The sequence below is a fragment of the Luteimonas sp. gir genome, assembly GCF_037198055.1.
GTDB lineage: Bacteria > Pseudomonadota > Gammaproteobacteria > Xanthomonadales > Xanthomonadaceae > Luteimonas > Luteimonas citri_A.
This window is the reverse complement of the sequence record NZ_JBBAXQ010000009.1, coordinates 97685-120713: the sequence shown is the minus strand read 5'-3', so window position 1 is coordinate 120713 and position 23029 is coordinate 97685. Positions and strand designations below refer to the sequence as shown.

Annotated in this window: 20 protein-coding genes; 4 read left to right on the top strand and 16 right to left on the bottom strand. The window is 70.2% G+C overall.

Features of this window, described 5'->3' with window-relative positions:
* Nucleotides 1-298 precede the first annotated feature (298 nt).
* Both WAF18_RS12475 and WAF18_RS12470 read right to left on the bottom strand, forming a co-directional pair.
* Complete coding sequence (locus WAF18_RS12475) at nucleotides 299-1648, bottom strand: aminodeoxychorismate synthase component I (protein WP_337245383.1); 1350 nt, start codon at nucleotides 1646-1648, stop codon at nucleotides 299-301.
* 23 nt (nucleotides 1649-1671) lie between these two features.
* Nucleotides 1672-3567, bottom strand: coding sequence for an ATP-binding cassette domain-containing protein (locus WAF18_RS12470; RefSeq protein WP_337245382.1), 1896 nt, complete (start codon nucleotides 3565-3567; stop codon nucleotides 1672-1674).
* A gap of 184 nt (nucleotides 3568-3751) precedes the next feature.
* Here WAF18_RS12470 and WAF18_RS12465 point away from each other — a divergent pair, with 184 nt between their 5' ends.
* The gene (locus WAF18_RS12465; protein ID WP_337245381.1) at nucleotides 3752-4729 is read left to right on the top strand and encodes a LysM peptidoglycan-binding domain-containing protein; all 978 of its coding nucleotides are present in this window, start codon (nucleotides 3752-3754) and stop codon (nucleotides 4727-4729) included.
* A gap of 128 nt (nucleotides 4730-4857) precedes the next feature.
* Here the strand turns inward: WAF18_RS12465 and WAF18_RS12460 are convergent, their stop codons facing one another.
* From WAF18_RS12460 to WAF18_RS12450, 3 genes are all read right to left on the bottom strand, one after another.
* Nucleotides 4858-5460 carry a hypothetical protein gene (locus WAF18_RS12460; RefSeq protein ID WP_337245380.1) on the bottom strand — a complete coding sequence of 201 codons (603 nt, stop codon included), beginning with the start codon at nucleotides 5458-5460 and terminating at the stop codon, nucleotides 4858-4860.
* A gap of 117 nt (nucleotides 5461-5577) precedes the next feature.
* The gene (locus WAF18_RS12455) at nucleotides 5578-7170 is read right to left on the bottom strand and encodes a protein adenylyltransferase SelO family protein (RefSeq protein ID WP_337245379.1); all 1593 of its coding nucleotides are present in this window, start codon (nucleotides 7168-7170) and stop codon (nucleotides 5578-5580) included.
* Nucleotides 7167-7847 (bottom strand): glutathione S-transferase, encoded by a 681-nt coding sequence (locus tag WAF18_RS12450; protein ID WP_337245378.1) that lies wholly within the window; start codon nucleotides 7845-7847, stop codon nucleotides 7167-7169. Before WAF18_RS12450 ends, WAF18_RS12455 begins: the two co-directional genes overlap by 4 nt.
* A gap of 331 nt (nucleotides 7848-8178) precedes the next feature.
* Between WAF18_RS12450 and WAF18_RS12445 the strand changes: the two genes are divergently transcribed.
* Nucleotides 8179-10008 carry a DEAD/DEAH box helicase gene (locus WAF18_RS12445; RefSeq protein WP_337245377.1) on the top strand — a complete coding sequence of 610 codons (1830 nt, stop codon included), beginning with the start codon at nucleotides 8179-8181 and terminating at the stop codon, nucleotides 10006-10008.
* Nucleotides 10009-10135: 127 nt separating this feature from the next.
* Nucleotides 10136-10891, top strand: a complete 756-nt coding sequence (locus WAF18_RS12440) for a glutamine amidotransferase (protein ID WP_337245376.1) — start codon at nucleotides 10136-10138, stop codon at nucleotides 10889-10891.
* Nucleotides 10892-11095: 204 nt separating this feature from the next.
* On the opposite strand, the gene WAF18_RS12435 is transcribed toward WAF18_RS12440, so the two are convergent.
* From WAF18_RS12435 to WAF18_RS12390, 10 genes are all read right to left on the bottom strand, one after another.
* Nucleotides 11096-11320: a hypothetical protein gene (locus WAF18_RS12435; RefSeq protein WP_337245375.1), complete on the bottom strand. Its 225-nt coding sequence runs from the start codon at nucleotides 11318-11320 to the stop codon at nucleotides 11096-11098.
* The gene (locus WAF18_RS12430) at nucleotides 11317-12069 is read right to left on the bottom strand and encodes a sulfurtransferase (RefSeq protein WP_337245374.1); all 753 of its coding nucleotides are present in this window, start codon (nucleotides 12067-12069) and stop codon (nucleotides 11317-11319) included. Before WAF18_RS12430 ends, WAF18_RS12435 begins: the two co-directional genes overlap by 4 nt.
* A gap of 345 nt (nucleotides 12070-12414) precedes the next feature.
* On the bottom strand, nucleotides 12415-13974 hold the full coding sequence (locus WAF18_RS12425; protein ID WP_337245373.1) for a leucyl aminopeptidase: 1560 nt from the start codon (nucleotides 13972-13974) through the stop codon (nucleotides 12415-12417).
* 108 nt (nucleotides 13975-14082) lie between these two features.
* Nucleotides 14083-14298 (bottom strand): hypothetical protein, encoded by a 216-nt coding sequence (locus WAF18_RS12420; protein ID WP_337245372.1) that lies wholly within the window; start codon nucleotides 14296-14298, stop codon nucleotides 14083-14085.
* Nucleotides 14299-14422: 124 nt separating this feature from the next.
* The gene (locus WAF18_RS12415) at nucleotides 14423-14788 is read right to left on the bottom strand and encodes a DUF6164 family protein (RefSeq protein WP_337245371.1); all 366 of its coding nucleotides are present in this window, start codon (nucleotides 14786-14788) and stop codon (nucleotides 14423-14425) included.
* 64 nt (nucleotides 14789-14852) lie between these two features.
* Nucleotides 14853-15476 carry a hypothetical protein gene (locus tag WAF18_RS12410; protein WP_337245370.1) on the bottom strand — a complete coding sequence of 208 codons (624 nt, stop codon included), beginning with the start codon at nucleotides 15474-15476 and terminating at the stop codon, nucleotides 14853-14855.
* Nucleotides 15473-15937, bottom strand: a complete 465-nt coding sequence (locus tag WAF18_RS12405; RefSeq protein WP_337245369.1) for a DMT family transporter — start codon at nucleotides 15935-15937, stop codon at nucleotides 15473-15475. Before WAF18_RS12405 ends, WAF18_RS12410 begins: the two co-directional genes overlap by 4 nt.
* Before the next feature lie 29 nt (nucleotides 15938-15966).
* A complete protein-coding gene (locus WAF18_RS12400; protein ID WP_337245368.1) occupies nucleotides 15967-17271 on the bottom strand; it encodes an MFS transporter in 1305 nt (434 codons plus the stop codon).
* Between the two features lie 559 nt (nucleotides 17272-17830).
* Nucleotides 17831-19954 carry a TonB-dependent siderophore receptor gene (locus WAF18_RS12395; protein ID WP_337245367.1) on the bottom strand — a complete coding sequence of 708 codons (2124 nt, stop codon included), beginning with the start codon at nucleotides 19952-19954 and terminating at the stop codon, nucleotides 17831-17833.
* A gap of 540 nt (nucleotides 19955-20494) precedes the next feature.
* Nucleotides 20495-21703, bottom strand: coding sequence for an MFS transporter (locus tag WAF18_RS12390; RefSeq protein WP_337245420.1), 1209 nt, complete (start codon nucleotides 21701-21703; stop codon nucleotides 20495-20497).
* Nucleotides 21704-21832: 129 nt separating this feature from the next.
* Between WAF18_RS12390 and WAF18_RS12385 the strand changes: the two genes are divergently transcribed.
* Nucleotides 21833-22420 (top strand): TetR/AcrR family transcriptional regulator, encoded by a 588-nt coding sequence (locus tag WAF18_RS12385; protein WP_337245366.1) that lies wholly within the window; start codon nucleotides 21833-21835, stop codon nucleotides 22418-22420.
* Between the two features lie 117 nt (nucleotides 22421-22537).
* Here WAF18_RS12385 and WAF18_RS12380 read toward each other — a convergent pair whose 3' ends face one another.
* Nucleotides 22538-22996 carry a PA2169 family four-helix-bundle protein gene (locus WAF18_RS12380; RefSeq protein WP_337245365.1) on the bottom strand — a complete coding sequence of 153 codons (459 nt, stop codon included), beginning with the start codon at nucleotides 22994-22996 and terminating at the stop codon, nucleotides 22538-22540.
* Nucleotides 22997-23029: the final 33 nt, after the last annotated feature.

Sequence of the window (23029 nt, the reverse complement as noted above, 5' to 3'; positions counted from 1 at the left end):
CTTCCCCCGTTTACGGGGCATTGCACCCTTCACGGGTGGAAGGTTGGGATGGGGGCGCTTTACGCGACGAGCCCATGCCCCCACCCGGCGCGCGTTGCGCGCCGACCTCCCCCGCGAGCGGGGGAGGTGATCTCGCGCGATGACGCTTTAACTCCTTCCCCCGTTTTTACGGGGGAAGGCTGGGATGGGGGCTGCTTTTCGCGAGCTCCTGCCCCCACCCGACTCGCGATGCGCGCCCCCCCCCCCCCGCGGGCGGGAGGTCATCGCAGAGGGCGTCCTTCGTCGCGCGACGAACGCGTCAGCCATCGCACCCCAGCGCGCGGAGGGTGCCGCGGGCCTTGGCGCGGGTTTCGTCGAGTTCGCGCTGGGGGTCGGAGTCGGCGACGATGCCGGCGCCGGTGCGGAAGCGGGCGGTGTCGCCTTCGATCTCGGCGCTGCGGATCAGGATGTTGAGGTCGAGGTCGCCGTCGCGATTGAGCCAGCCCATCGCGCCGGTGTAGGCGCCACGGCCCAGGCCTTCGAGTTCGGCGATGATCTGCATGCAGCGGACCTTCGGGCAGCCGGTGATCGTGCCGCCGGGGAACACCGCGGCGATCGTCCGCCCGGGCGTCGCATCCGCCCGCAGCCGGCCGCGCACGTTGCTGACGATGTGGTGCACGTGCGCGTAGCTCTCCACGCACATCAGCTCGTCGACTTCGACACTGCCGGCCACGCACACGCGTCCCAGGTCGTTGCGCTCCAGGTCCACCAGCATCACGTGCTCGGCGCGCTCCTTCGGATGGCCCACCAGTTCCTGTACGCGGGCCAGGTCGTCGTCGCCGTCGAAGCGGGCGCGGGTGCCGGCGATCGGCCGGGTCTCGACCAGATCGCCGCGCACCGAGACCAGACGTTCGGGCGAAGCGCTGGCGACCGCCCAGCCCGCGCCCTGCAGCAGGCCGGCGAACGGTGCGGGGTTGTGCTCGCGCAGGCGGGCGTACAGCGCGGCAGGATCGAGCGCGCCGTCGAAGGTCGCACGCCAGCCGCGCGAGAGGTTGGCCTGGAACACGTCGCCGGCGGCGAGGTAGTCGAGCACGCGGCGCACACCGTCGGTGAAGCGCGCCGGGGCGTCTTCGTCGAGCGCGAGCGGCGCGCGCCAGGCCGGCAACGGCGCAGGCGACACCGAGGCCGCCTCGGTCAGCGCATCGAGCAGCGCGGCGTGGCCGGGCTCGGCGACCGCGACGACCTCGCCAGTGGCGTGGTCGCGCAGCACCGCGGCCGGGCAGCGCCAGGCGATCGCGACCGGCAGTTGGCCGACCGCGGCAGGCAGCGCCAGCACCGGTTCGACCTGACTGGCGAGTTCATAGCCCAGGTACAGCGCCCAGCCACCGCGAAAGGGCCAGCGCGGCTCATCGCGATCGATGCGTGCGGCACGCCACTGGGCATCGAGCAAGTCGAGAAACGCGCCCTCGAGGCTGCGATCGTCGGCGTCGCGGGTGGTGCCGTCGGCATCCAGCCGCAGCGAGGCACCGTCGGTCGCCAGCAGCAGGTCCCAGCGCGATTGTGCGGTGCCGTGCGCGACCGACTGCAGCAGCAGCGGATGGCGCGCGGGCGCGGCGCGCTGCAGCGCGAGCAGATCGGTGTCGGCGGGCAGCGGTCGAGTGATCAGCACGGGGCGTCCGTCGTGGTTGAGGGTCAGGCGTCGAGTTCGGTCCAGCGCAGGTAGGCCGCATCGAGCGCGTCCTGCGCCTGCTGCAACGCCTGGCCGTGCGCGGCGATCGCCGAGGGATCGCGCTGATAGAAGGCCGGCGTGTTCATCTCCTCGGTCATGCGCGCGATGTCGGTCTCCAACTGCTCGATGCGACCGGGCAACTGTTCGAGTTCGCGCTGATCCTTGTAGCTGAGCTTGCGCTTGGCCGCCACCGGCGCCTCGGCCACTGCTGGCGCCGACGCGGCCTGGACCGCGCTCGCCGCGGATTTCGGCGCGAGCGTGGTCGCCGGCAGCGCCTCGCCCGGCTGTGGGCGCTGGCGCAGCCAGTCCTCGTAGCCGCCGATGTACTCGCCGACGTGACCCTCGCCTTCCATCACCAGCGTCGAGGTGACCACGTTGTCGAGGAAGTCGCGGTCGTGGCTGACCAGCAGCAGCGTGCCGGGATACTCGCCCAGCAGTTCTTCGAGCAGTTCCAGCGTCTCGACATCGAGGTCGTTGGTCGGTTCGTCCATCACCAGCAGGTTGGACGGCTGCGCGAACAGCTTGGCCAGCAGCAGACGGTTGCGCTCGCCGCCCGACAGGCGGGTGATCGGCGCACGCGCGCGTTCGGGCGTGAACAGGAAATCCTGCAGATAGCCGATCACGTGCTTGCGGGTGCCGTTGATCTCGACGAAGTCCTGGCCCTCGGCCACGTTCTCCAACGCGTTCCAGTCCTCGCGCAGCGTCGCGCGGTACTGGTCGAAGTACGCGATCTGAAGCTGCGTGCCCGCGCGCACCTCACCGGTCTGCGGCTGCAGTTCGCCCAGCAGCAGCTTGAGCAGCGTGGTCTTGCCGGTGCCGTTGGCGCCGATCAGGCCGATGCGATCGCCGCGGAAGATCGTCGTGGAGAAATCGCGGATCAGGACGCGATCGCCGAAGCCGAAGCTGATGTCCTTGAGCTCGACGACCTTCTTGCCGGAATTGCCGGCCGAGGCCGCCGCCATGCGCACGTTACCGGTGAGATCGCGGCGCTGCGCACGTTCGACGCGCATCGCCTTGAGCCGGCGCACGCGGCCTTCGTCGCGGGTGCGACGGGCCTTGATGCCCTGGCGGATCCACGCTTCTTCTTGCGCCAGCATCTTGTCGAAGCGCGCCTGCTCCTGGGCTTCGGCGTTGAGGCGTTCCTCGCGGCGGCGCACGTAGTTGTCCCAGTCGCCGGGCCAGCTGGTCAGCTTGCCGCGATCGATCTCGATGATGCGCGTGGCCAGCGAACGCAGGAATCGGCGGTCATGGGTGACGAACACGATTGCGCCGGGCCACTGCTTGAGGAAGCCTTCGAGCCAGTCGATCGCGGCGATATCAAGATGATTGGTCGGTTCGTCGAGCAGCAGAATGTCCGGCGCCGACACCACCGCACGCGCCAGCAGCACGCGGCGCTTCATGCCGCCAGACAGCCGGGTGAAGGCCGCATCGCCGTCGAGCTGCAGGCGTTCGAGGACCTCGGTCACACGCTGGTCGATGCGCCAGCCGTCGAGGGCGTCGATGCGCGCCTGGACGTCGGCGAGTGCGTCGTAGTCCTCGGCGTGCAGCAGGCGGTGGTATTCGGCCAGCGCCGCGCCCGCCTCGCCCAGACCGCCCGCCACCACATCGAAGATGCTGCCGTCGGCGCCCGCGGGCACTTCCTGCTCCAGGCGCGTCACGCGCACGCCCTGCTCGCGGCGGATCTCGCCGTCGTCGGGCTTGAGCTCGCCATCGATCAGGCGCATCAGGGTGGACTTGCCGGCACCGTTGCGGCCGATCAGCGCGATCCGCTCGCCCCGGTCGATCGACAGCTCGACACCGTCCAGCAGCAAAGGGCCGCCGACGCTGTAGTCGACGGCATTCAAGGTCATCAAAGGCATCCGCACAGTGTAGCGGCCCGCGCCGCTGACCGGACCGCCGTCTCAGTCTCGACGATCCAACGTCCCTGAACCGGGCGCCTTAGGGCTTTCCCTAGTTGGAGCGCCCGTGGCATGGCGGTATCCAGGATGACAACCTGATCGCACCGCATGCGCTGCATCGCGATCCGCCACGAAGGAGACGTCGATGAACGCCATTTCCGCCGTCGGCCCGCAGGCCGCCCTGCCCGCCACCGATCCGGCCTCCGGACGCTCGGTCACTGTCCAGCACGGCGATACGCTGTCCGGCCTGGCCGCACAGCTCGGTGTGCCGCTCGACAAGCTGCTGGCGGCGAACCCGCAGGTGCTGAACCCCGATGTCATCTATCCCGGCGATGCCATCAACGTCCCTGGCGGCTCCACGCAGGCGGCGAGCAGCGCCGGTGGCAGCTACACCGTGCAGCCCGGCGACTCGCTGTCGGGCATCGCTTCGGCCAACGGCACGACGGTGCAGGCACTGCTCGAGGCCAACCCGCAGATCCGCAACCCCGACCTGATCGTCGTCGGCGACCGCATCCAGTTGCCTGGCGGCACCGGTGGCGACGGCGCCGGTCCTGTGACGGGCCCGGACCCGACCGCACCGCCAGCCACAGGCGGGGCGGGCGGCGTCACCGCAGCCGAATTGCAGCAGATCGTGCCCACGCTCAGCGCCGCAAAGGCCGAGGCGGTCGCGCCGCACCTCAACGCCGCGATGGCCGAGGCCAATATCGACACGCCGCAGCGCCAGGCGATGTTCATCGCCCAGCTGGCGCACGAGAGCGGCGGCTTCCACTACATGGAGGAGATCGCCAGCGGCGCGGCGTACGAAGGCCGCGCGGACCTGGGCAACACCCAGCCAGGCGACGGCGAGCGCTACAAGGGCCGCGGCTACATCCAGGTGACCGGCCGTCACAACTACACCGAGGCCGGGCGCGCCCTCGGCCTGGACCTGGTGAACAACCCCGAGCTCGCCGCGCAGCCCGAGAACGCCGCGCGGATTGCGGCCTGGTACTGGCAGAGCCGCGATATCAATGCCGCCGCCGATGCCGGCGACTTCACCCAAGTGACGCGGTTGATCAATGGCGGCACCAACGGCCTGGCCGACCGCGAGGCCTACTACGCGCGCGCCAGCGCGATCCTGGACTGAGCCCCGCTGCGCCACCGGCGATGGCCGGTGCCGGCGTGCATTGCGGAGCGCCGGCAGTGACGCGATCGGCCGGCTGCCCTGCGACCGGCCCTCAACGCGCCTGACGCCGGGCACCGCGCGCATCGCACTCAGGGAATCTCGAAGCCTTCCGGGTCGGTTGGGATGCCGTATTGGGTGAACAGTGCGGGCCCGATCTGCGAGACGGCATCACCGTCGCAACTGCGCTCGACCGCAGCGCCGCCAGTCGACGCGATCACCACGCCCGCCTTGTCCCAGCCACGGCCGATGCCGGTGTACAGCGTGTGGACCTGCCCCTGGTGATCGAAGCGCAGGAAGGCACCGCCACCGCCCGAGTACACCAACGTGCCGCCACGAAATGCATGCGACGGCGCGGTGTCGTCGAACGGATAGACCGCGGGTGGTGCCGCGCCCTGCGCGGCGCCGCTTCGGTAGGTGATGCGCGCGCCGTCGGGCGACCCGCACAGCGCATCGACGCCCGCCGCGTGGCGGCAGCCGAACACCACGGTCTCGTCGTCCGGACAGAATGGGGCGGTTTCCGGCGCCGGCGCCGCAGCGCCGGCTGTGCCGAGCGAAGCAGCGGGCGTGGTGCGGGCGTCCGATGGCGATGCAGCGCCGGGGTCGGCCGTGGTGCTGGGGGGCGTCGCTGCGCGATCGGCGTCGGAGCACGCGGCGAGCAGCAGCAGCGAGAGCGAGGCGGCGAGCGCTTTCATGAAAACTCCAGGCGGCCAGAGACCACGCCAGCCTGCCATGCCCGGTGTCGGCAAGCCGCGACCGCGGTCACGACCGGCGCCACATCCCCGCGCGATCGCCCCGGCAGGCACGCGCCGTCAGGAACTGCACGACAGCATCGAGCAGCCCGGCTTCGTGCGCGCCCAGTCCGGACGGCGGCCGGCGAAGGCATCGCGCCCCGGCTGGTCGGCGTAGGGGCGGCGCAGCACGTCCAGCAACTCCGCGATGCCCGCCGCATCGCCGCCCTCGGCGCGGTCGATCGCCTGCTGGGCCAGGTAGTTGCGCGGCACGTAGCGCGGATTGGCCGCGTGCATGCGCGCTCGCCGGCCCTCGGCAGGTTCGGCGGTGTCGGCCAGGCGCGCGGCATAGTCGCGCAACCACGCGACCAGCCCGTCCTCGACCGCCGCACGGCGCGCCGGCTCGTAGAACGCCTCGTCGACCACATCGAGCGACGGCGCGGCCGGGTCGAGATCGGCCAGCCCTCGGAAGAACAGCGTCATATCGACCTCTCCTGCCTGCAGCAGGCCGTACAGGCGCTGCATCAGCGCGACGTCGCCTTCGCGCGCATCCGGCAAACCGAGCTTGGCGGCGGTGTTGTTGCGATCGGCAGCGCCGTAGCCAGCGGCATAGGCGTCGAGCCCGGCCTGCAGCGGCGCGACCTCACCGAACAGCGGCGCGAGCGCCTGCGCCAGTCGCCCGAGGTTCCAGTGCGCGATGCGCGGCTGCCAACCGAAGCGATAGCGCCGGCCCTGGGCATCGGTGGTGTTGGGCGTCCATTCCGGGTCGTAATCGTCGACCCAGCCATACGGCCCGTAGTCGATCGTCAGGCCCAGAATCGACATGTTGTCGGTGTTCATGACGCCGTGCACGAAGCCCACGCGCATCCAGCCGGCGATCATTGTCGCGGTGCGGGTACAGACCTCTGCGAACCAGTCGCCGTACCGCGTCTCGCCCTGGCCGGCCAGATGCGGGAAGTCGCGCGCGATCGTGAAGTCGGCCAGCCGCTTGAGCAGCGCAAGGTCGCCGCGCGCGGCCGGCAGCTCGAAATGCCCGAACCGCACGAACGACGGCGCAACCCGGCACACCACCGCGCCCGGCTCGGCGGCCGGATGGCCGTCGTAGAACATGTCGCGCACGACCGCATCGCCGGTGGCCACCAGCGACAGCGCACGGGTGGTCGGGATCCCCAGGTGATGCATCGCCTCGCTGCAGACGAATTCGCGGATCGACGAGCGCAGCACCGCCCGCCCATCGGCCGTGCGCGAGTACGGCGTGGGACCGGCGCCCTTGAGCTGCAGTTCCCAGCGCTGGGCGTCGTCGGCGACGCCCTCGCCCAGTGTAATCGCGCGGCCATCGCCGAGCTGCCCGGCCCAATGCCCGAACTGATGCCCGCCGTAGTTGCTGGCATAGGGCATCATGCCCGGCGCCAGCGCATTGCCGCCGAAGACCTGCGCGAACGCCGGCGAGGCGATGGTGTCGGCATCGAAGCCCAGCGCCTGCGCCATCTCGGCCGAATGCGCGAGCAGGCGCGGCGCGGCAACCGGCGTCGGCAGCACCGGCGACCACAATGCGCCCTCGACCTGGCGCCGCCGGCTGCCGGCCTCGGCATCGCCCGGCAACTCGCGCACGAACCGGTTCTCGAAGCGCAGGCCATGCGCCAGCGCGACCTGCGGCAGGACCGTCGCGCTCATCGCCCCAGCTCGTAGGGACCGCCGACCTCGAGCGCGCGGCGGTAGGCTGGCCGTGCATGGATCCGCTCGACGAAGTCTCGGATGCGGGGACCGACGTACTCGCCGGCGCGTGCTACCGCCGCCTCCAGCGGAAAGCTCATCTGGATGTCGGCCGCGCTGAAGCGCTCGCCAAGCAGCCAGGGCTGCGCCTGCAGTTCATGCTCGACATAGCCAAGATGGGTGCCCAGTTGCGGGCCGACGAAGGCCTGCATCGTCCGGTCGGCAATGCCGCGCGCGATCGGCCGCACGAAGAACGGCATCGGCGCGCTGCGCAGGCGCGCCATCACCAGGGTCAGCAGCAGCGGCGGCATCGCCGAGCCTTCGGCGTAATGCAGCCATTGCCGGTAGCGCAGCCGGGCGTCCTCGTCGCCCGGTTCGGGCGACAGCGTATGTGTGGGGTCGAAGCGCTCGACCAGGGTTTCGACGATCGCCCCCGACTCCACCAGTACGCGGCCATCGAGCTCGACCACCGGCGACTTGCCCAGCGGATGCACCGCGCGCAGCGTCTCGGGGGCGAGCATCGTGCGGGCGTCGCGCTGGTAGCGCACGACCTCGTAGGGCTGCCCCAGTTCCTCGAGCAACCACAGCACGCGCTGGGAGCGGGAGTTGTTCAGGTGATGCACGCGGATCGTCGCCATCGGGTCCTCTGCATTCGGCTCGTGGCCGCCATGATGGGCCAGGGCATGACAAGACGCGGAGAATCGGGGCGGCCCGCGCACCGTGGGGGCCGGCAATCGCTGCAAGCCTGCCCCCGATGGCCGTGCCCGTCTGCTGCGCTCGCTCAGGATCAGGACCTCGCCGGGCCTCATCGCAGGTGCCCGCACCAGAACCGGGACCACGCCTGCGCTGCGCCCCTGCCCGGCGTCTCGCTGGCGTTTGCGCCGTCTTCCGTCAATCCAGACGCCATGGCGGGTTACACTATGCGGTTCCCCCGACCGGCACTGCGCCGGCGCTACGAGAGACCGCACCATGAGCGCCGAGACGCCCATCGCCCCCGCTTCGACCCCCAAGTTCACCGACCTCGCCCTGCCCGAGCCGCTGCTGCGCGCGCTGGCCGGCGTGGGGTACGAGTCGCCGTCGCCGATCCAGGCCGCGACCATTCCGCCGCTGCTCGAGGGCCGCGATGTGCTCGGCCAGGCCCAGACCGGCACCGGCAAGACCGCCGCATTCGCGCTGCCGATCCTGGCGCGCATCGACCCGGCCGCCCACAAGCCGCAGGCACTGGTGCTCGCCCCCACCCGCGAGCTGGCGATCCAGGTCGCCGAGGCGTTCCAGAAGTACGCCGCGCACATGCCCGGCTTCCACGTGCTGCCGATCTACGGCGGCCAGGGCTACGGCCAGCAGCTGTCGGCGCTCAAGCGCGGCGTGCAGGTGATCGTCGGCACGCCCGGCCGGGTGATCGACCACCTCGAGCGCGGCTCGCTGGACCTGTCCGAACTGCGCGCGCTGGTGCTCGACGAGGCCGACGAAATGCTGCGCATGGGCTTCATCGACGATGTCGAAGCCGTGCTGAAGAAGACGCCCGACTCGCGCCAGGTGGCGCTGTTCTCGGCGACGATGCCGACGCAGATCCGGCGCATCGCGCAGACCTACCTGCGCGAGCCGGTCGAGATCGCGATCAAGGCGACCACCACGACCGCCGCCAATATCCGCCAGCGCTACTGGATGGTCAGCGGTACCAACAAGCTCGATGCGCTGACCCGGATCCTGGAAGCCGAGCCGTTCGACGCGATGATCATCTTCGCGCGCACCAAGCTGGCGACCGAAGAACTGGCCGAGAAGCTCTCGGCGCGCGGCCTCGCCGCGGCCGCGATCAACGGCGACCTCGACCAGAAGCAGCGCGAGAAGACCATCCAGCAGCTCAAGGATGGCCGCATCGACGTGCTCGTCGCGACCGATGTCGCCGCGCGCGGACTGGACGTGGAGCGCATCAGCCACGTGCTCAACTACGACATCCCCTACGACACCGAGAGCTACGTGCACCGGATCGGCCGCACCGGTCGCGCCGGACGCAGCGGCGAGGCGATCCTGTTCGTGGCCCCGCGCGAGCGCGGCATGCTCGGCGCGATCGAGCGTGCGACCCGGCAAAAGATCGAGCAGATGCAGCTGCCGACGGTCGAGATCGTCAACGAACGCCGCGTCGATCGCTTCCTGGAGAAGATCACTGGCGCGCTGGAGAGCCCGCAGCTGGCGCAGTTCCGCGATCTGGTCGAACGCTACGAGCGCGAGCACAACGTGCCCGCCGTCGAGATCGCCGCGGCCCTGGCCACGCTGGTCCAGGGCGACACGCCGCTGCTGCTCGACCCGCCGCGCAAGCCCGAGAAGCCGTTCGAGCGCGAGTTCATCGAGCGCCCCGGCGGTCGTGAGGCCTCGCGCGCCGCACGCGAGCCGCGGGAACCCCGCGAACCCCGCGCGCCGCGTCCCGACCAGGGCCCGCGCGAGCCCGACGTGGGTATGGAGACCTTCCGCATCGAAGTCGGCTATGTGCACGGCGTGCAGCCTGGCAACATCGTCGGCGCGATCGCCAACGAGGCCGACCTGGAAAGCCGCTATATCGGCCGGATCGACATCCGCGACGACTACAGCCTGGTCGACCTGCCCGAAGGCATGCCGCGCGAACTGCTCGAACACCTGAAGAAAGTCCGCGTCGCCGGCCAGTCGATCCGCATGCGCCGCGCCGAGGAGGCCGATATGGCCGCCGCCCCGCCGCGTACCGGCAAGCGCCCGTTCGCCGGCAAGCCGCACGGCAAACCCGGCTTCCGCCCCGGCGGTCCGCGCAAAGGCCCCCGCCGCGACTGACTCAACCCCAAACCGGGGTCAGAGTCGAATTTCGCCTGACGTGCGTTCGACCCCGGCGTTCCGTAGCGAAATTCGACTCTGACCCCGGTTTTTGGATCCCGGTTTGGAGTGTGCCTAGAATCGGGAGATGCCCCGCATTCTCGTTTTCCAGCATGTCGCCGCCGAGCCGTTGGGGACACTCGATCCGCTGATCCGCCGGCGTGGGCATCGAATCCGCTTCGTCAACTTCGAGCGCGAACCCGATGCGCAGCCCAATGTCGACCGCTACCGCGGCCTGATCGTGCTGGGCGGTCCGATGAACGTCGAGGACCGGCATGCGCGGGCGCACCTGCTGACCGAGTTGCGCGCGATCGAGCGCATGCTCGAACTCGGCCGTCCCGTGTTGGGGATCTGCCTGGGCGCGCAGCTGCTGGCGCACGTGCTCGGCGCGCCGGTACGGCGCATCGCGCGGCCGGAGATCGGCTGGTATCCACTACGCAGCACCGAGGCCGGGCTCAGCGACCCCGTGCTCGCCCCGCTCGGCGCAGGCGCGCCGGTGTTCCAGTGGCATGGCCGGCATTTCGAAATCCCCAGCAGCGCCGTGCACCTAGCACGCACCGACAGTTGCGAGCAGCAGGCCTTCCGCTACGGCGACAACGCCTACGGGTTCCAGTTCCATCTGGAAATGGACGCGCCGCTGATCGAACGCTGGCTCGGCACGCCGGCCTATCGCGACGAGCTCGCCAGCGCCGGCCTGCCGCACGACGCCGAGGCGATCCGCGCACTCACCGCCCAGCACATCGCCCCGATGCAGGCGCGCGCCGAAGCGGTCTTCAATACCTTTCTCGACCTGGTCGGCCGTCCCGATCGCCGCTTCGTGCTGCCGTCGCGGGAGTTCGGCTGAGCGGAAGCGCCCGAGTGGAGATACCGGGCCGCCCCAGAAGCACACCCATTCCAACCCTCCGGTAAAGGCCGCAATGCCCCGCTTCGCGGAGGAAGGAGCAGAGCGACGCCGCGCGTTATGGGAGAACGGACAAGCGCACACCTCCCCCGCCTGCGGGGGAGGTCGACGCGCACCGCGCGTCGGGTGGGGGCACGGGCTTGCCTCTTACAGCCGTCCCCCGATCTCCGGCAACGACACATCCGGCAGACGGACGTCCGGCCCCAGCACGTGCCAGACCTCGGCCAACGGCGGCCAGCCGAAGTACGGCGCCAGCCACCAGTAGGCCGCGACCAGGATCAGTACGGTCACCAGTAGCCGCAGCACCACGCCCGCGACCTTGAACGCGAGCCAGATGCCGACGATGACCAGCACGAAACCGAGCCAACTCATGCGGCCTCCGCGCCGTCGTGCAGCGGGCGCAGCGCGGGATCGAGCGCGACGCGGTCGTCGAAGACGAAGCAGCGGCCGTCGTAGCCGAAGCCGCCGACGCGCTCGAAGTAGCCCAGGATGCCGCCGTCGAGCTGCAGCACGTTGTCCATGCCGTCGGCGCGCATCCACAGTGCCGCTTTCTCGCACCGGATGCCGCCGGTGCAGAAGCTCACGACGGTCGCATCGCGCAGTCCGTCGCGGTGCGGCGCGAGCGCATCGGGCAGCTCGGTGAAGTTGTCGATCGGCAGGGTCAGCGCGCCGGCGAAGCTGCCGTGGGCGATCTCCTCGCGGTTGCGCGTGTCGAGCAGCACCAGCCGGCGACCGGCATCGTCGTGGCCCTGCGCGATCCAGCGCGCCAGATCTTCGGGCGCGACGTCGGGCGCGCGCGCCGGTGCGGCCAAGGGCATTGCATCGGGCCGGCGGAAGCTGATGATCTCGCGCTTGACCTTGACCTTCAGGCGCGCGAACGGCACCGATTCACTGCGGCTGCGCTTGACCTGCAGCGTGGCGAAGCGGGGATCGCTGCGGACCGCCGCGACCAGTGCATCGATCGCCTCGACGCGGCCGGCCAAGAACAGATTGATGCCCTCAGGCGCGACAAGCACCGTACCGCGCAGCTCGCCGGCTTCGGCCAGCGCGCGCAGCCAGTCGGCGACGGCAGTCGGGTCGTCGATGGCGACAAAGTGGTAGGCGGCGAGGTTGTCGATCATGGACGCAATTGTAGCGGTGCCCGCCCACGGCCTCTGCGCCGACGTGCGCTCCCTGCGGGAATCGGTTGGAAGCGCGCGAACGCTCGGGGCGCCGAACAACCGGAGCGAGACATGTGCGCCGATCTCGGGAGTCGAGACGTTCCGCCCGCGGCCCATGCCCCCACCCCAACCCTCCCCCGCGCCGCGGGGGAGGGAGCACGATCGCAACGGCGTGCAGTTGCCGCGGGACAGCCTCTCCCGCGCCGCGGGGGAAGGAGCACGATCGCATCGGCGTGCCGTTGTTGCGGGACAGCCCTCGCGCCGCGAGGAGGGCGCGCGATTGCAATGGCGTGCGGTGGCTGGACCTCAGCGCTCGTAGTTGTCCCGCACGAAGCGGTCGAACAGCCGCACGCCATAGGCCGATGCGCCGGCCGGGGTTGTCGGCAACTCGTTGCCGTCGCGCCAGGCCATGCCGGCGATGTCCAGATGCGCCCAGGCCCGGCCCGGATCGATCCACTCGCCGATGAAGTGCGCCGCCGTGCCCGAGCCCGGGCGGCCGCCGCCGTTGCGCAGGTCGGCGATCGGCGATTCGAGTAGCTTGCCGTAGCCCGGATGCATCGGCATGCGCCAGACCGGCTCGCCGGCGGCCTGACCGGCGGCGGTCAGCTGTGCGGCCAGGGCATCGTCGCGGGTGAACAGGCCGGCGTAGTCATTGCCCAGCGCGGTGACGATCGCGCCGGTCAGCGTGGCGATGTCGACGATCACCCGCGGGTTGTCCTGACGCTGCACGTACCACAGCGCATCGACCAGCACCATGCGCCCTTCGGCATCGGTGCTCATGATTTCGTAGGTCTTGCCGGACGCGGTACGCACCACGTCGCCGGGACGCGCGGCGGTGCCCGAGGGCATGTTCTCGGCCAGTGCGGCGACGGCCACGGCGTTGACCTTGGCGTTGCGGCCGGCGAGCGCGAGCACGGCACCGGTCGCGCTGGCCGCGCCGGTCATGTCGTACTTCATGCGCCACATGTTCTCGCTGCCCTTGATCGAGATGCCGCCGGTGTCGAAGGTGATGCCCTTGCCGACGAACGCGACCGGGGCCTCGCCGCGCGCGCCGCCGTTGTAGCGCACGACCATCAGCCGCGGTGGCCGCGCACTGCCCTGCCCCACGGCCAGCAGGCTGCCCATGCCCAGCTTCTCCATCGCCGGCACGTCGAGTACCTCGATGCTGACGTTCGACTTGCCGGCGAAGGCTGCACGCGTGCGTGCGACGAACGTCTCCGGGTACAGCACGTTGGCCGGCTCGGTGACGAGATCGCGCGCGAACGCCACACCCTCGGCCACCGCCTTCCAATCGCCGTCCCACTGACGCGCAGCATCGGCGCCGGCGGGACTGCGCACGACCAGGGTGCCGGTGCCGGTTGCTTCGGTATCGCCACTGCTGCGGTATTTGTCGAAGCGGTACTGGCCCAACGCGGCGCCGAACGCGAGGTGCGCGGCGGCGCCCGCTTCGGTGCCCTCCCACAGCACGTCGACCTGCGGCGCCCGACTGCGCGCGGCGAACCGTCCGACGAGGCCGCCGACGTCCTCGATCCGGCGCGCATCGGGCGTGCCCGCCCCGGTCCCGATCAGCAGCACGCGGTCGTAGCCGGCGATCCCCGGCAGATCGAGCTGGCTGTCCGCCCTGCCGCTAAAGCCGGCAGCGGCGATGGCCCGCGAGAGTGCGCCTTGGCTGGCGTCGTCGATCCGCGCGAACGCACTGCTGCGCACCGCGCCATCGGTCGCTTCCGGGACCGCCAGTACCAGCGTGCCGCCGGCCGGGGCCTGTGCGCTGTCGAAGCGGATGTCGCGCTGCGCGGCGGCAGGCAGGGCGAACGTGGCGATCAGGCTCGCGAGCAGCAGCGGCTGCAGCGGTCGGGGTCGGCGCATGGAATCTCCGAAGGGCGATGGGCGGGCCCGCGCGCGCGGGCAACCATCGACCTTAACAATGCCGGCGCGTCTGACGCCGTGCCGATGGTCATGCCTGCCGAACCGCGCTCACGCTTTCGGCGAGCCGTCCTTCGCGAGATGGCGACTGGCCCACATGTTGTCGACGAGGTTGGGATAACGCCGACCGTTCTCGTCGGCCCGCTGCTGCGCTGCGTTCTTCTGCGCCGTGCTCAACCGGGTGCGTGCGGGTCGCGGCTTCGGATTCGGCCGTGTCCAGGGCTTGCTCTTGGGTTTGGGCTGCGCGCGGGTCGGCGTGCCGGACATGGCGATGCGCTCATCGAGTGCGAAGGATCGCCCGTCCCCGTCCGCCGGCAGCGATGCCGGCCAGGACGACGACGGGACGGGCGCGAGCTTGCAGCGCCTGACGTCGCCCCGGCGTGACGTGGGCTCAGCGCGAGAGCATGTACCCGGGCACCGCCATCAGCCCGATCAGCGCCACGATCGCGGCGACGATCAGCACCACGCGCAACGGATTCTCGCGCACGATGTCGGCGAAGGTCTCGGCGGTGCCGTCGCGCTCGGCCTGGGCCTGCGCGGCGCGCGCCTGGGTCTGGCGCTTGGCCTGGTAGTCGGCCATCAGCGCCTTGGCGCGCGGCAGGTCATCGTTATCGCGCAGCCAGATACCGCCCAGCGAGATCCCGAACGGGCTGGGCCGGGTCTGATACCAGTCGATGCGCGCCTCGTCGAGGAAGGCGCGCACGTCGGCGGCCTCGTCTTCGGGCACGTAGCGCAGGTTGAGCAGCAGTTTGGCCATGGCGATCGAAGAAGACGGAGACGGCGACGCTGCAGTGGCAGCGTGCACCGATGATAGCCCGGCCTCAGCGCTTGGTCGTCACCGCGCGGCGCAGGTTGTGGCGCGCCTGCGCATCGAGCCGGGCATGGAAGCCGTCGTCGAGATACAGCCGGTCGCGCACCAGCAGCGACTTGAGAAAGCGTCGCCGGTTGAGCGCGTAGAGCCAGCGCGGCACGTGGCGGTACTCGGACGCGATGCCGCGGTCGTAGGCATCGAACGCAGCTGGCTCGGCGCCGAGGATCGCCATGTCGCAGTCGAGAAACCGGCGGGTGTCGTCGCCCTGCGCATCGGGCGGGAAGTCGTTTGGCGCGAGGCTGCCGTGGCGCGCGGTGAGTTCGATCAGTTCGACCACGCGCGCGACGTCGACGCCCGCCTCAGGCAGCCAACGCGCGATCGCATCGGCCGCCAACTGCGCCGAGCGCGACTCGTTGTCGCTGCGACCGGCCTCGTAAATCGCGTCGTGATAGAGCACCGCCAGCCACACCTCGACCGGCTGCGCCCAGCCCTCGGCCGCGGTGACGGCATCGTAATGGCGGAGCAACTCGGCCACATGGTCGAGGTTGTGATACGCGCGCGGCGGCGTGGCGTAGGCGGCCTCCAGCGCGGCCCGCATCGGCGCCGGCAACGCGATCGGGGCCGGCCGGGTCATGTCGCCACCCGCCACGGCCGCACCACCAGCAGTGCGCCGACGCCCACCAGCAACGCGCCGACCACCCGCATCGCGTCGATCGGACGCGGCTGCGAGAGCACACCGAAGTGATCGACCAGCAGCGAACCCACCAATTGCCCGGCCACGATCAGACAGATCATCCCGGCCGCGCCGAGCCGCGGCACCAGCAAGGTGCCGCTGAACACGAATACCGCGCCGATCAACCCGCCCAGCCACAGCCACGGCGGCAGCGCGACGAGCTCGCGCAGCGACGGCCAAGGTGTGCGGCTGGCTGCGAGTGCAACGCCAAGCGCGCAGGTGCCGACGGCGAACGAGACGAAGGACGCGAACAGCGCCCCGTGGGTCAGCGCGCCCAGGCGCGCATTGAGCAATGCCTGCAGCGGCAGCGCCATGCCCACAACCGCAGCGAGCGCGATGCTGGACAGCAGCCAGATGTTCATGCGGGACTCCGGCATAGCGGCGGATCAGTCTACGTGGCGCGGCCCGCGCCTGCGCGCGCGCATGCCGCCGGGCGGTCGCGCGGCAAGGCCAACAGCGCGCACAGGCTCAGCAGCGCCGCCACCGCGAGATAGGCGCCGACCGCATGCAGGCCGAAGCGCCCGCCCAGCCAGGTCGCCAGATACGGCGCGAGCGAGGCGCCGAAGATGCCGGCCAGGTTGAACGCCAGCGAGGCGCCGGTGTAACGCACCGTGGCGGGGAACAGCTCGGCCAACAGCGTGCCGACCGGGCCATAGGTCAGGCCCATCAGCGCCAGGCCGAGCATCAGGAACACGAGCGTGGCACCGGGGCTGCCCGCGACGAACAACGGCGCAAAGCCCAGCAGGCCGAACAGCGCGATCGCGATACAGGCCAGGATCATCGTGCGACGACGGCCGACGCGGTCGGCATACAGCGCCGACACCGGAATCGTCGCGGCGAAGCACAGCACGCCGACCAGTTGCAGCAGCAGGAACTCCTCGCGGGTGTAATCGAGCTGCGCAGTGCCCCAGCTCAACGCGAAGACTGTCATCAGGTAGAACAGCACGAAGGTCGCCAGCGCGAGCAGCGTGCCCAGCAGCACGCCGCGCCCATGGCGCAGCAGCACCTCGCGCATCGGCAGGCGCACCCGCGCATGGCGGTCGAGCACGCGCTGGAAGTCGGGCGTCTCGGTGATGCGCAGGCGCACCCACAGGCCGACAAGCACCAACAGGGCGCTGGCCAGGAACGGAATGCGCCAGCCCCAGGCGAGGAACGCGGCCTCGTCCATCAGCCGGCCAAGCAGCAGGAAGGTGGAGGTCGACAGGAAGAAGCCCAGCGGCGCGCCGAGCTGCGGAAACATGCCGTACCAGGCGCGCTTGCCGGGCGGCGCATTCTCGGTCGCCAGCAGCACCGCCCCACCCCACTCGCCACCCAGTCCCAGGCCCTGGCCGAAGCGGCACAGCGCCAGCGCGATCGGCGCGGCGATGCCGATCTGGGCGTGCGTGGGCAGCAGGCCGATGACGACGGTGGAGATGCCCATCGTCAGCAGCGCGGCGACGAGCGTGGCCTTGCGTCCGATGCGGTCGCCATAGTGGCCGAAGACCGCCGACCCGATCGGGCGGGCGATGAAGGCCAATGCGAACGTGGCGAGCGATTGCAGCGTGGCTGCGGCCGGATCGGCGTCGGGAAAGAACAGCGCCGGAAACACCAGCACCGCGGCCGTGGCGTAGATATAGAAGTCGAAGAACTCGATGGTCGTGCCGATCAGGCTGGCGAACAGCACACGGCCTTTCGAGTTGGGCGGCGTCGAGGACATGGCGAAGGCAGCGCGGGGGGAGCCGGCATTCTGGACAGGACGGGCCGTGGCTTGCAAAGGTGCGGACTGCGCCGCATACCTCCCCCGCGCGCGGGAGAGGTCGCTCTTCCAGCGCGAGCTGTTCAACGCCCAGGGCATACCTCCCCCGCGCGCGGGGGAGGTCGACACGCGACAGCGTGTCGGGTGGGGGAACGGGCTGGTCGCAGAAAGCGGCCCCCATCCCAGCCTTCCCCCGCCTGCGGGGGAAGGGGCCAAAAGCCCTCATCGCGCGGGATCCACCTCCTCCGCGTGCGGGGGATCGCGCGAGATCAACCTCCCCCGCGCGCGGGGGAGGTCGACACGCGACAGCGTGTCGGGTGGGGGAACGGGCTGGTCGCAGAAAGCGGCCCCATCCCAGCCTTCCCCCGCCTGCGGGGGAAGGGGCCAAAAGCCCTCATCGCGCGGGATCCACGTCCTCCGCGTGCGAGGGATCGCGCGAGATCAACCTCCCCCGCGTGCGGGGGAGGTCGACACGCGCAGCGTGTCGGGTGGGGGCACGGGCCCGCCCGACACGCCCCGATCAGAACGTGGTGCGCAGCGACAGGGTCACGTTGCGCGGTTCGCCGTAGAAGTTGCCGCGACCGGTGGCCGAGATCCGGGTGTAGTAGACCTTGTCGAACAGGTTACCCACGTTCAAGCGCACGGTCAGGTTGTCCCGCACCCGGTAGCCGACCAGCGCATCGACCACGGCGTATCCGCCCTGTCGCACTACGGTCGGCACGGCGACGTACGCGTTACCGCCTTCGACCGGCGAATACCAGTTCACGCCCGCGCCCAGCTGAAGACCTGCGAGTGCACCGGCGGTCACGTCGTAGTGCGTGAACAGCTTCAGGCCGTGCTTGGGCGAGATTCGCGTGAACGGCCGGTTCTCGTTGGTGGTGTCCTTCGCATAGGCGTTGGTGTTGTAGGCGTAGCCGCCGAAGATCGACCAGTTGTCGGTGATGCGGCCGTTGGCTTCGAGTTCGACGCCCTTCGATTCCACCTCGCCTTCGGCGACGTAGAAGCCCTCGTTGTCGGGATCGGGCTGGGCGCGGCCGACCTGGTCGATGCGATAGGCGGCTGCGCTGAGCAGCAGCCGACCGTCCATCAGCGTGCCCTTGACGCCGCCCTCCCACTGCTCGCCACGCGAGGGATCGATCAACCGGCCGTCGGCGGTGCGGTTCTGCTGCGGCTGCAGGCTTTCGACGTAGCTGCCATAGGCCGTCCACTGCGTGCTCAACGCGTAGGTCAGGCCGGCGAACGGCGTGACTTCCGACGGCATGCGGTTCTCCGTCCACGGCCCCAGGCGCACCGGCTGCGGATTGCTCAGGCTGGGACGGTCGCGGGTGAAGCCGTCGCGCTGTTCGATCTGCCACTGACTCAAGCGCGCGCCGGCCAACAGGTGCAGGTGCTCGCTCAGGCTCAGGTTGGCGTGGCCGTACACGCCCCACTGGCGGGTCTTGCTCAGGCCCCCGCTGTTGGGCTGGTAGGCCGGACGGGGGATCCCGGTATCGGGATTGAACACGTCGATGCGCGCGAACGCGCTGTCGCGCCATTCGACGTAGCTGTAGTCGCTCTTCTGCAGGTCGGCGCCGATCAGCACGTCATGGTCGCGACCGAACAGTTCGAACGCGCCGCCGACATTGACGTCGACACTGGTCCAGCGTTCGGTGGTGTCGCCGTAGTAGGCGATCTGGTTGACCCAGCCGTTGTCCGGCCGGACCGCGCCGTTGCCGACGTAGGCATAGTAGTTCTCGGACTCGTCGCGGGCACGCTGGAACGTGACCTTGGCGCGCCAGTCCTCGCCCAGACGCCAGTCGAGTTCGGCGAAGCCGACGAGGCTCTGGCTGTCGAGCGCGTTCCAGTCGGCGCCCAGATACGTGGACCGCCGGACCGGCAGCAGACCGCCGCCCACGTAGCCCGGCAGGCCGGTCTGGATCGGCGCCAGGTAATCCTGGTAGTGCGCACCGACGGTCAGCGTGGCGGCGTCGCCCAGGTCCAGCGAGGTCACGCCATAGGCGACATAGCGCTCGCGGCGGCCGACGTCGTAGAACATGTCCGATTCGTGCGCCGAGGCGGCGAAGCGGCCGCGCAGTTGCCCACCCTCGACCAGCGGCCCGCCGACATCGATCTCGGCGCGGGTGTTGTCCCAGCTGCCGGCCAGCAGCGCGCCGCTGGCGTGGAAGGTGTGTTGCGGGCGCTTGCGCACGAGGTTGATCGCGCCGCCGGGCTGCGCGGCGCCGGAGAACAGGCTCGACGCACCGCGCAGGACCTCGACACTTTCGTACACGGTCAGGTCGGGACGCGGCCCCGGATAACCGGTCGAGGGCACACCATCGATGAGATAGGTGCTGATGTTGAACCCGCGCGAGATGTAGGTCTGCCCCTCGGAGCTGACGCCCGTCACCGTGATGCCCGGCGTCTGCATCAACGCGTCTTCGAGCGTGTAGAGATTGCGCAGCTCGATCTGCTCGCGCGAGATCACCGAGATCGTCTGCGGAATGTCCTTCAGGTCCACCGCCTGCTTGATCCCGGCCGCGTAGCGCGTGCCGTGCACGTCCACCTGGTCGAGCGAGGTCGCATCCGCGTACCGGCCGCTGTCGTTGTCCTCGGCCTGCGCCAGCAGCGGCGCGGCCGCCACGAGCACCCCGAGCGCCAGCGCCAATGGGCGGCGAGTCGGCGGCGCAGACGCGGGGACGGCGCAACCGAGCACGGGGGACGTGATGGGGCGGACAGGTCGAGCGGTACAACGGGACATGAGGGTTCCTTGGACGACAGGCAAAAGGCGGCACGCGTCGCGCGCCAAAGCGACGCGACGGGTGGCAGGGAGGGCTGGCCGGTGCGAGCGGTCTCGCACGGGTGGCGACTGCGGCGGATCAGCGCCGGATGTATGCGCCGATACGAGAATGATTATCGTTCGTTAACGAACTGTCAACGCCCTGCGTCGCTTCTGGGTACTACTGTGCCCAAGCCCGCTGCCGTGCTGCCTCCTCAAGCCGCTTCAGCCAACCCGCCGCCGACGTCCAGGGCGGTGGCGAGCCGGCGCAACGCTGCGGCGAAGGATCGACCCGACCGGGTGCGCGCGCTCTGCGCGCGCTGGCGCCAGGGACAGCCGACCGAGGCCACGCGTCGCATCTGCACCCGCGCCCTGCGCAGCCTGCCCTGACCGGTCACGACCGGCGGCGCACGCTCGTGATGCCGCGCGTCACGCCAGCTCGCCGGCCTGCGCGTCGCGTCCGCGCAGGCGGACGCTGGCCCACAACGCGAACAGCAGCACCGCGGCGCCAGCCACCAGTCCAACGGCGAAGCCGACGCGCGTGCCGCTGCGATCGACGAGCTGTCCGGACGCCGCCGCCCCCAGCGCCACGCCGACATTCAGGCCGGCCAGCAGCCAGGTCATGCCTTCGGTCAATCGGCGCGCCGGCACCACCCGCTCGATCAGCGACATGGCCACGATCATCGTGGGCGCGAAGAAGAGCCCGGCGACGAAGACCGCACCTGCCAGTGCACCGATGCTGTCGACCAGCAGCAAGGGCAACGTCGTCGCGGCCGTCGCCAGCCCGCCGGCCAGCAGTTGCCGATGCAGCGGCATCGGCACGCGCACGGCGCCGAACAGCAATCCGGCCAGACACGACCCGAAGGCATAGGCCGACAGCACCAGGCTCGCAGCAGCGGGCTGGCCCATCTGCCCGGCGAACGCCACGCTCACGATATCCACCGTGCCGACGATGACGCCCATTGCCAGCATCAACAGCGCCAGCAACCGCACTTCAGTCAGGCGGATCACCGATGCCGAACGATCATCGCCGCACGCCTGGCCGGCGGCTGGCGGTTCGGTGCCACGCTGCACGACCAGCGCCGCCGTGCCCAGGGCCAGCAACAGCGCCGTCGCCAGCAGCCCGGCCTGGGGCCAGACGACCACCGACAGGCCCACCGACAGCGGCGGCCCCGCGATGAAGACGACCTCATCGAGCACTGTTTCCAGCGAGTACGCGGTCTGCAACCGCTGCTGCCCACGATAGATCGCCGTCCAGCGCGCCCGCACCATCGCCGACATGCTCGGCATGCAGCCGGCTAGCAGCGCGCCCGGAAACAGCGCCCAGTCGGCGGCGGGCCAGTGGGATCCTGCGATCAGCAGCACAAAGCCGGCAACGCTGATCGCGGTCGCGATCGGCAGGACGCGGTGTTGCCCGTACTGGTCCACCCATCTGGAGATCTGCGGCGACAGCAGCGCGTAGGTCAGCACGAATGTCGCCGACACCGCGCCCGCGAGCGCATAGCTGCCGCGCAGTTGCGCCAGCATGGTGATGATGCCGATGCCGGCCATCGGCAACGCGATCCGGGCCAGTACGCCGGCCAGCACCAGCCCCCGGGTGCCGGGCGCGGCGAACAGTTCGACATAGGGATTGCGCACACGGGCCTCCTGGATGCGCTTGCCGAGGTCGAGCGACAAGCAGACAATACATACATCGCGTATGAATCCAATCGTAGATTCATACGCCTCGTATGTAAACACCACTGTGCCGGTATCGAGGAGATGGCGATGGTGCGTCGTACCCGCGCGGAGATGGAGAAAACCCGAGCGGCCTTGCTGGCCGCCGCCCGCGACGCATTCGCCCACCATGGCTATGCCGAGGCATCGATGGATGCGCTCACCGCGCAGGCCGGCCTCACCCGGGGCGCGCTGTACCACCACTTCGGCGATAAGCCGGGCCTGCTGGCCGCCGTGGTGGCGCAGATCGATGCCGAGATGGACGCGCGCCTGCACGCGCTCTCCGAGGCGGCCGATACGCCCTGGACCGGACTCACCAGCCGTTGCCGCGCCTATCTGGAAATGGCCCTGGACCCGGAGATCCAGCAGGTCGTGCTGCGCGATGCCCGGATCGTGCTGGGCGGCGCATCGGCACAATCGCAGCGCGCGTGCATCGCATCGATGCAGGGCCTGCTCGAATCGTTGATGGCGCAAGGCGTTATCGCCACAACCGACCCGCAGGCGCTGGCCGCGTTGATTCACGGCAGCCTGGCCGAGGCTGCGTTCTGGATTGCGACCGGCGACGACGGCCCCACACGACTGGCGCGAAGTCTCGATGCGCTGGACCTGTTGCTGCGCGGGTTGCTGCGCGTCGACTGAAGGTTGCGCATTTGCTCGTCAGAGAGCGAATGCCTGGCCACCAGCACAAAAAAGCCCCGACGCGAGCCGGGGCTTGGAAGCAACCATGTCAGCCGGCCCGAGACACCGGCTGAAGCATCAGCCGCGGTCCTTGAGCTCCTTGAGCGCATGCTTGCGGGCGCGCAGCTCGTCGTGGGTCGCACGGACCTCCGGCAGCAGACGGGTCACGACATCGCGCGCGGCCGGCGGCGTGTCGGCGTCGCGGGCGGCTTCATCGAACGCCTCGAGCAGGCGGTCTTCCGACTCTTCCAGCTCGGCGACGTAGCCGTATTCCTTGTCGCCGAACGCGGCGCGGACCTTGCCGTAGAACTGCTGCAGGGTGCCGACCATCGTGCCCGAGGTCTCCGGCTTGCCGCCGACGGCCTGCACCGCGGCGCTCAGGTCGGTGACCAGCTGCGACTTGTGCGCGGCGATGCGCGAGAACAGCGTCTTGAGTTCGGCGTGATCGACCTTCTGCGCAGCCTCCTCGTAGAAATCCTTGCCGTCGCGAGCGATGGCGATGAGGTCGTTGAGCGTATGCGCGGACTTGTTGGTCATCTGGGTCTCCGATCGAATGAGGGATGGCGCGGC

Coding starts and splice junctions, on each gene's coding strand:
- WAF18_RS12435 (WP_337245375.1), bottom strand. CDS start 11,320: ATGAGTTGGCTCGGTTTCGTGCTGGTCATCGTCGGCATCTGGCTCGCG.
- WAF18_RS12400 (WP_337245368.1), bottom strand. CDS start 17,271: ATGTCCTCGACGCCGCCCAACTCGAAAGGCCGTGTGCTGTTCGCCAGC.
- WAF18_RS12455 (WP_337245379.1), bottom strand. CDS start 7,170: ATGAGCGCGACGGTCCTGCCGCAGGTCGCGCTGGCGCATGGCCTGCGC.
- WAF18_RS12430 (WP_337245374.1), bottom strand. CDS start 12,069: ATGATCGACAACCTCGCCGCCTACCACTTTGTCGCCATCGACGACCCG.
- WAF18_RS12445 (WP_337245377.1), top strand. CDS start 8,179: ATGAGCGCCGAGACGCCCATCGCCCCCGCTTCGACCCCCAAGTTCACC.
- WAF18_RS12470 (WP_337245382.1), bottom strand. CDS start 3,567: ATGCCTTTGATGACCTTGAATGCCGTCGACTACAGCGTCGGCGGCCCT.
- WAF18_RS12460 (WP_337245380.1), bottom strand. CDS start 5,460: ATGAAAGCGCTCGCCGCCTCGCTCTCGCTGCTGCTGCTCGCCGCGTGC.
- WAF18_RS12385 (WP_337245366.1), top strand. CDS start 21,833: ATGGTGCGTCGTACCCGCGCGGAGATGGAGAAAACCCGAGCGGCCTTG.
- WAF18_RS12420 (WP_337245372.1), bottom strand. CDS start 14,298: ATGTCCGGCACGCCGACCCGCGCGCAGCCCAAACCCAAGAGCAAGCCC.
- WAF18_RS12380 (WP_337245365.1), bottom strand. CDS start 22,996: ATGACCAACAAGTCCGCGCATACGCTCAACGACCTCATCGCCATCGCT.
- WAF18_RS12465 (WP_337245381.1), top strand. CDS start 3,752: ATGAACGCCATTTCCGCCGTCGGCCCGCAGGCCGCCCTGCCCGCCACC.
- WAF18_RS12425 (WP_337245373.1), bottom strand. CDS start 13,974: ATGCGCCGACCCCGACCGCTGCAGCCGCTGCTGCTCGCGAGCCTGATC.
- WAF18_RS12405 (WP_337245369.1), bottom strand. CDS start 15,937: ATGAACATCTGGCTGCTGTCCAGCATCGCGCTCGCTGCGGTTGTGGGC.
- WAF18_RS12450 (WP_337245378.1), bottom strand. CDS start 7,847: ATGGCGACGATCCGCGTGCATCACCTGAACAACTCCCGCTCCCAGCGC.
- WAF18_RS12440 (WP_337245376.1), top strand. CDS start 10,136: ATGCCCCGCATTCTCGTTTTCCAGCATGTCGCCGCCGAGCCGTTGGGG.
- WAF18_RS12410 (WP_337245370.1), bottom strand. CDS start 15,476: ATGACCCGGCCGGCCCCGATCGCGTTGCCGGCGCCGATGCGGGCCGCG.
- WAF18_RS12415 (WP_337245371.1), bottom strand. CDS start 14,788: ATGGCCAAACTGCTGCTCAACCTGCGCTACGTGCCCGAAGACGAGGCC.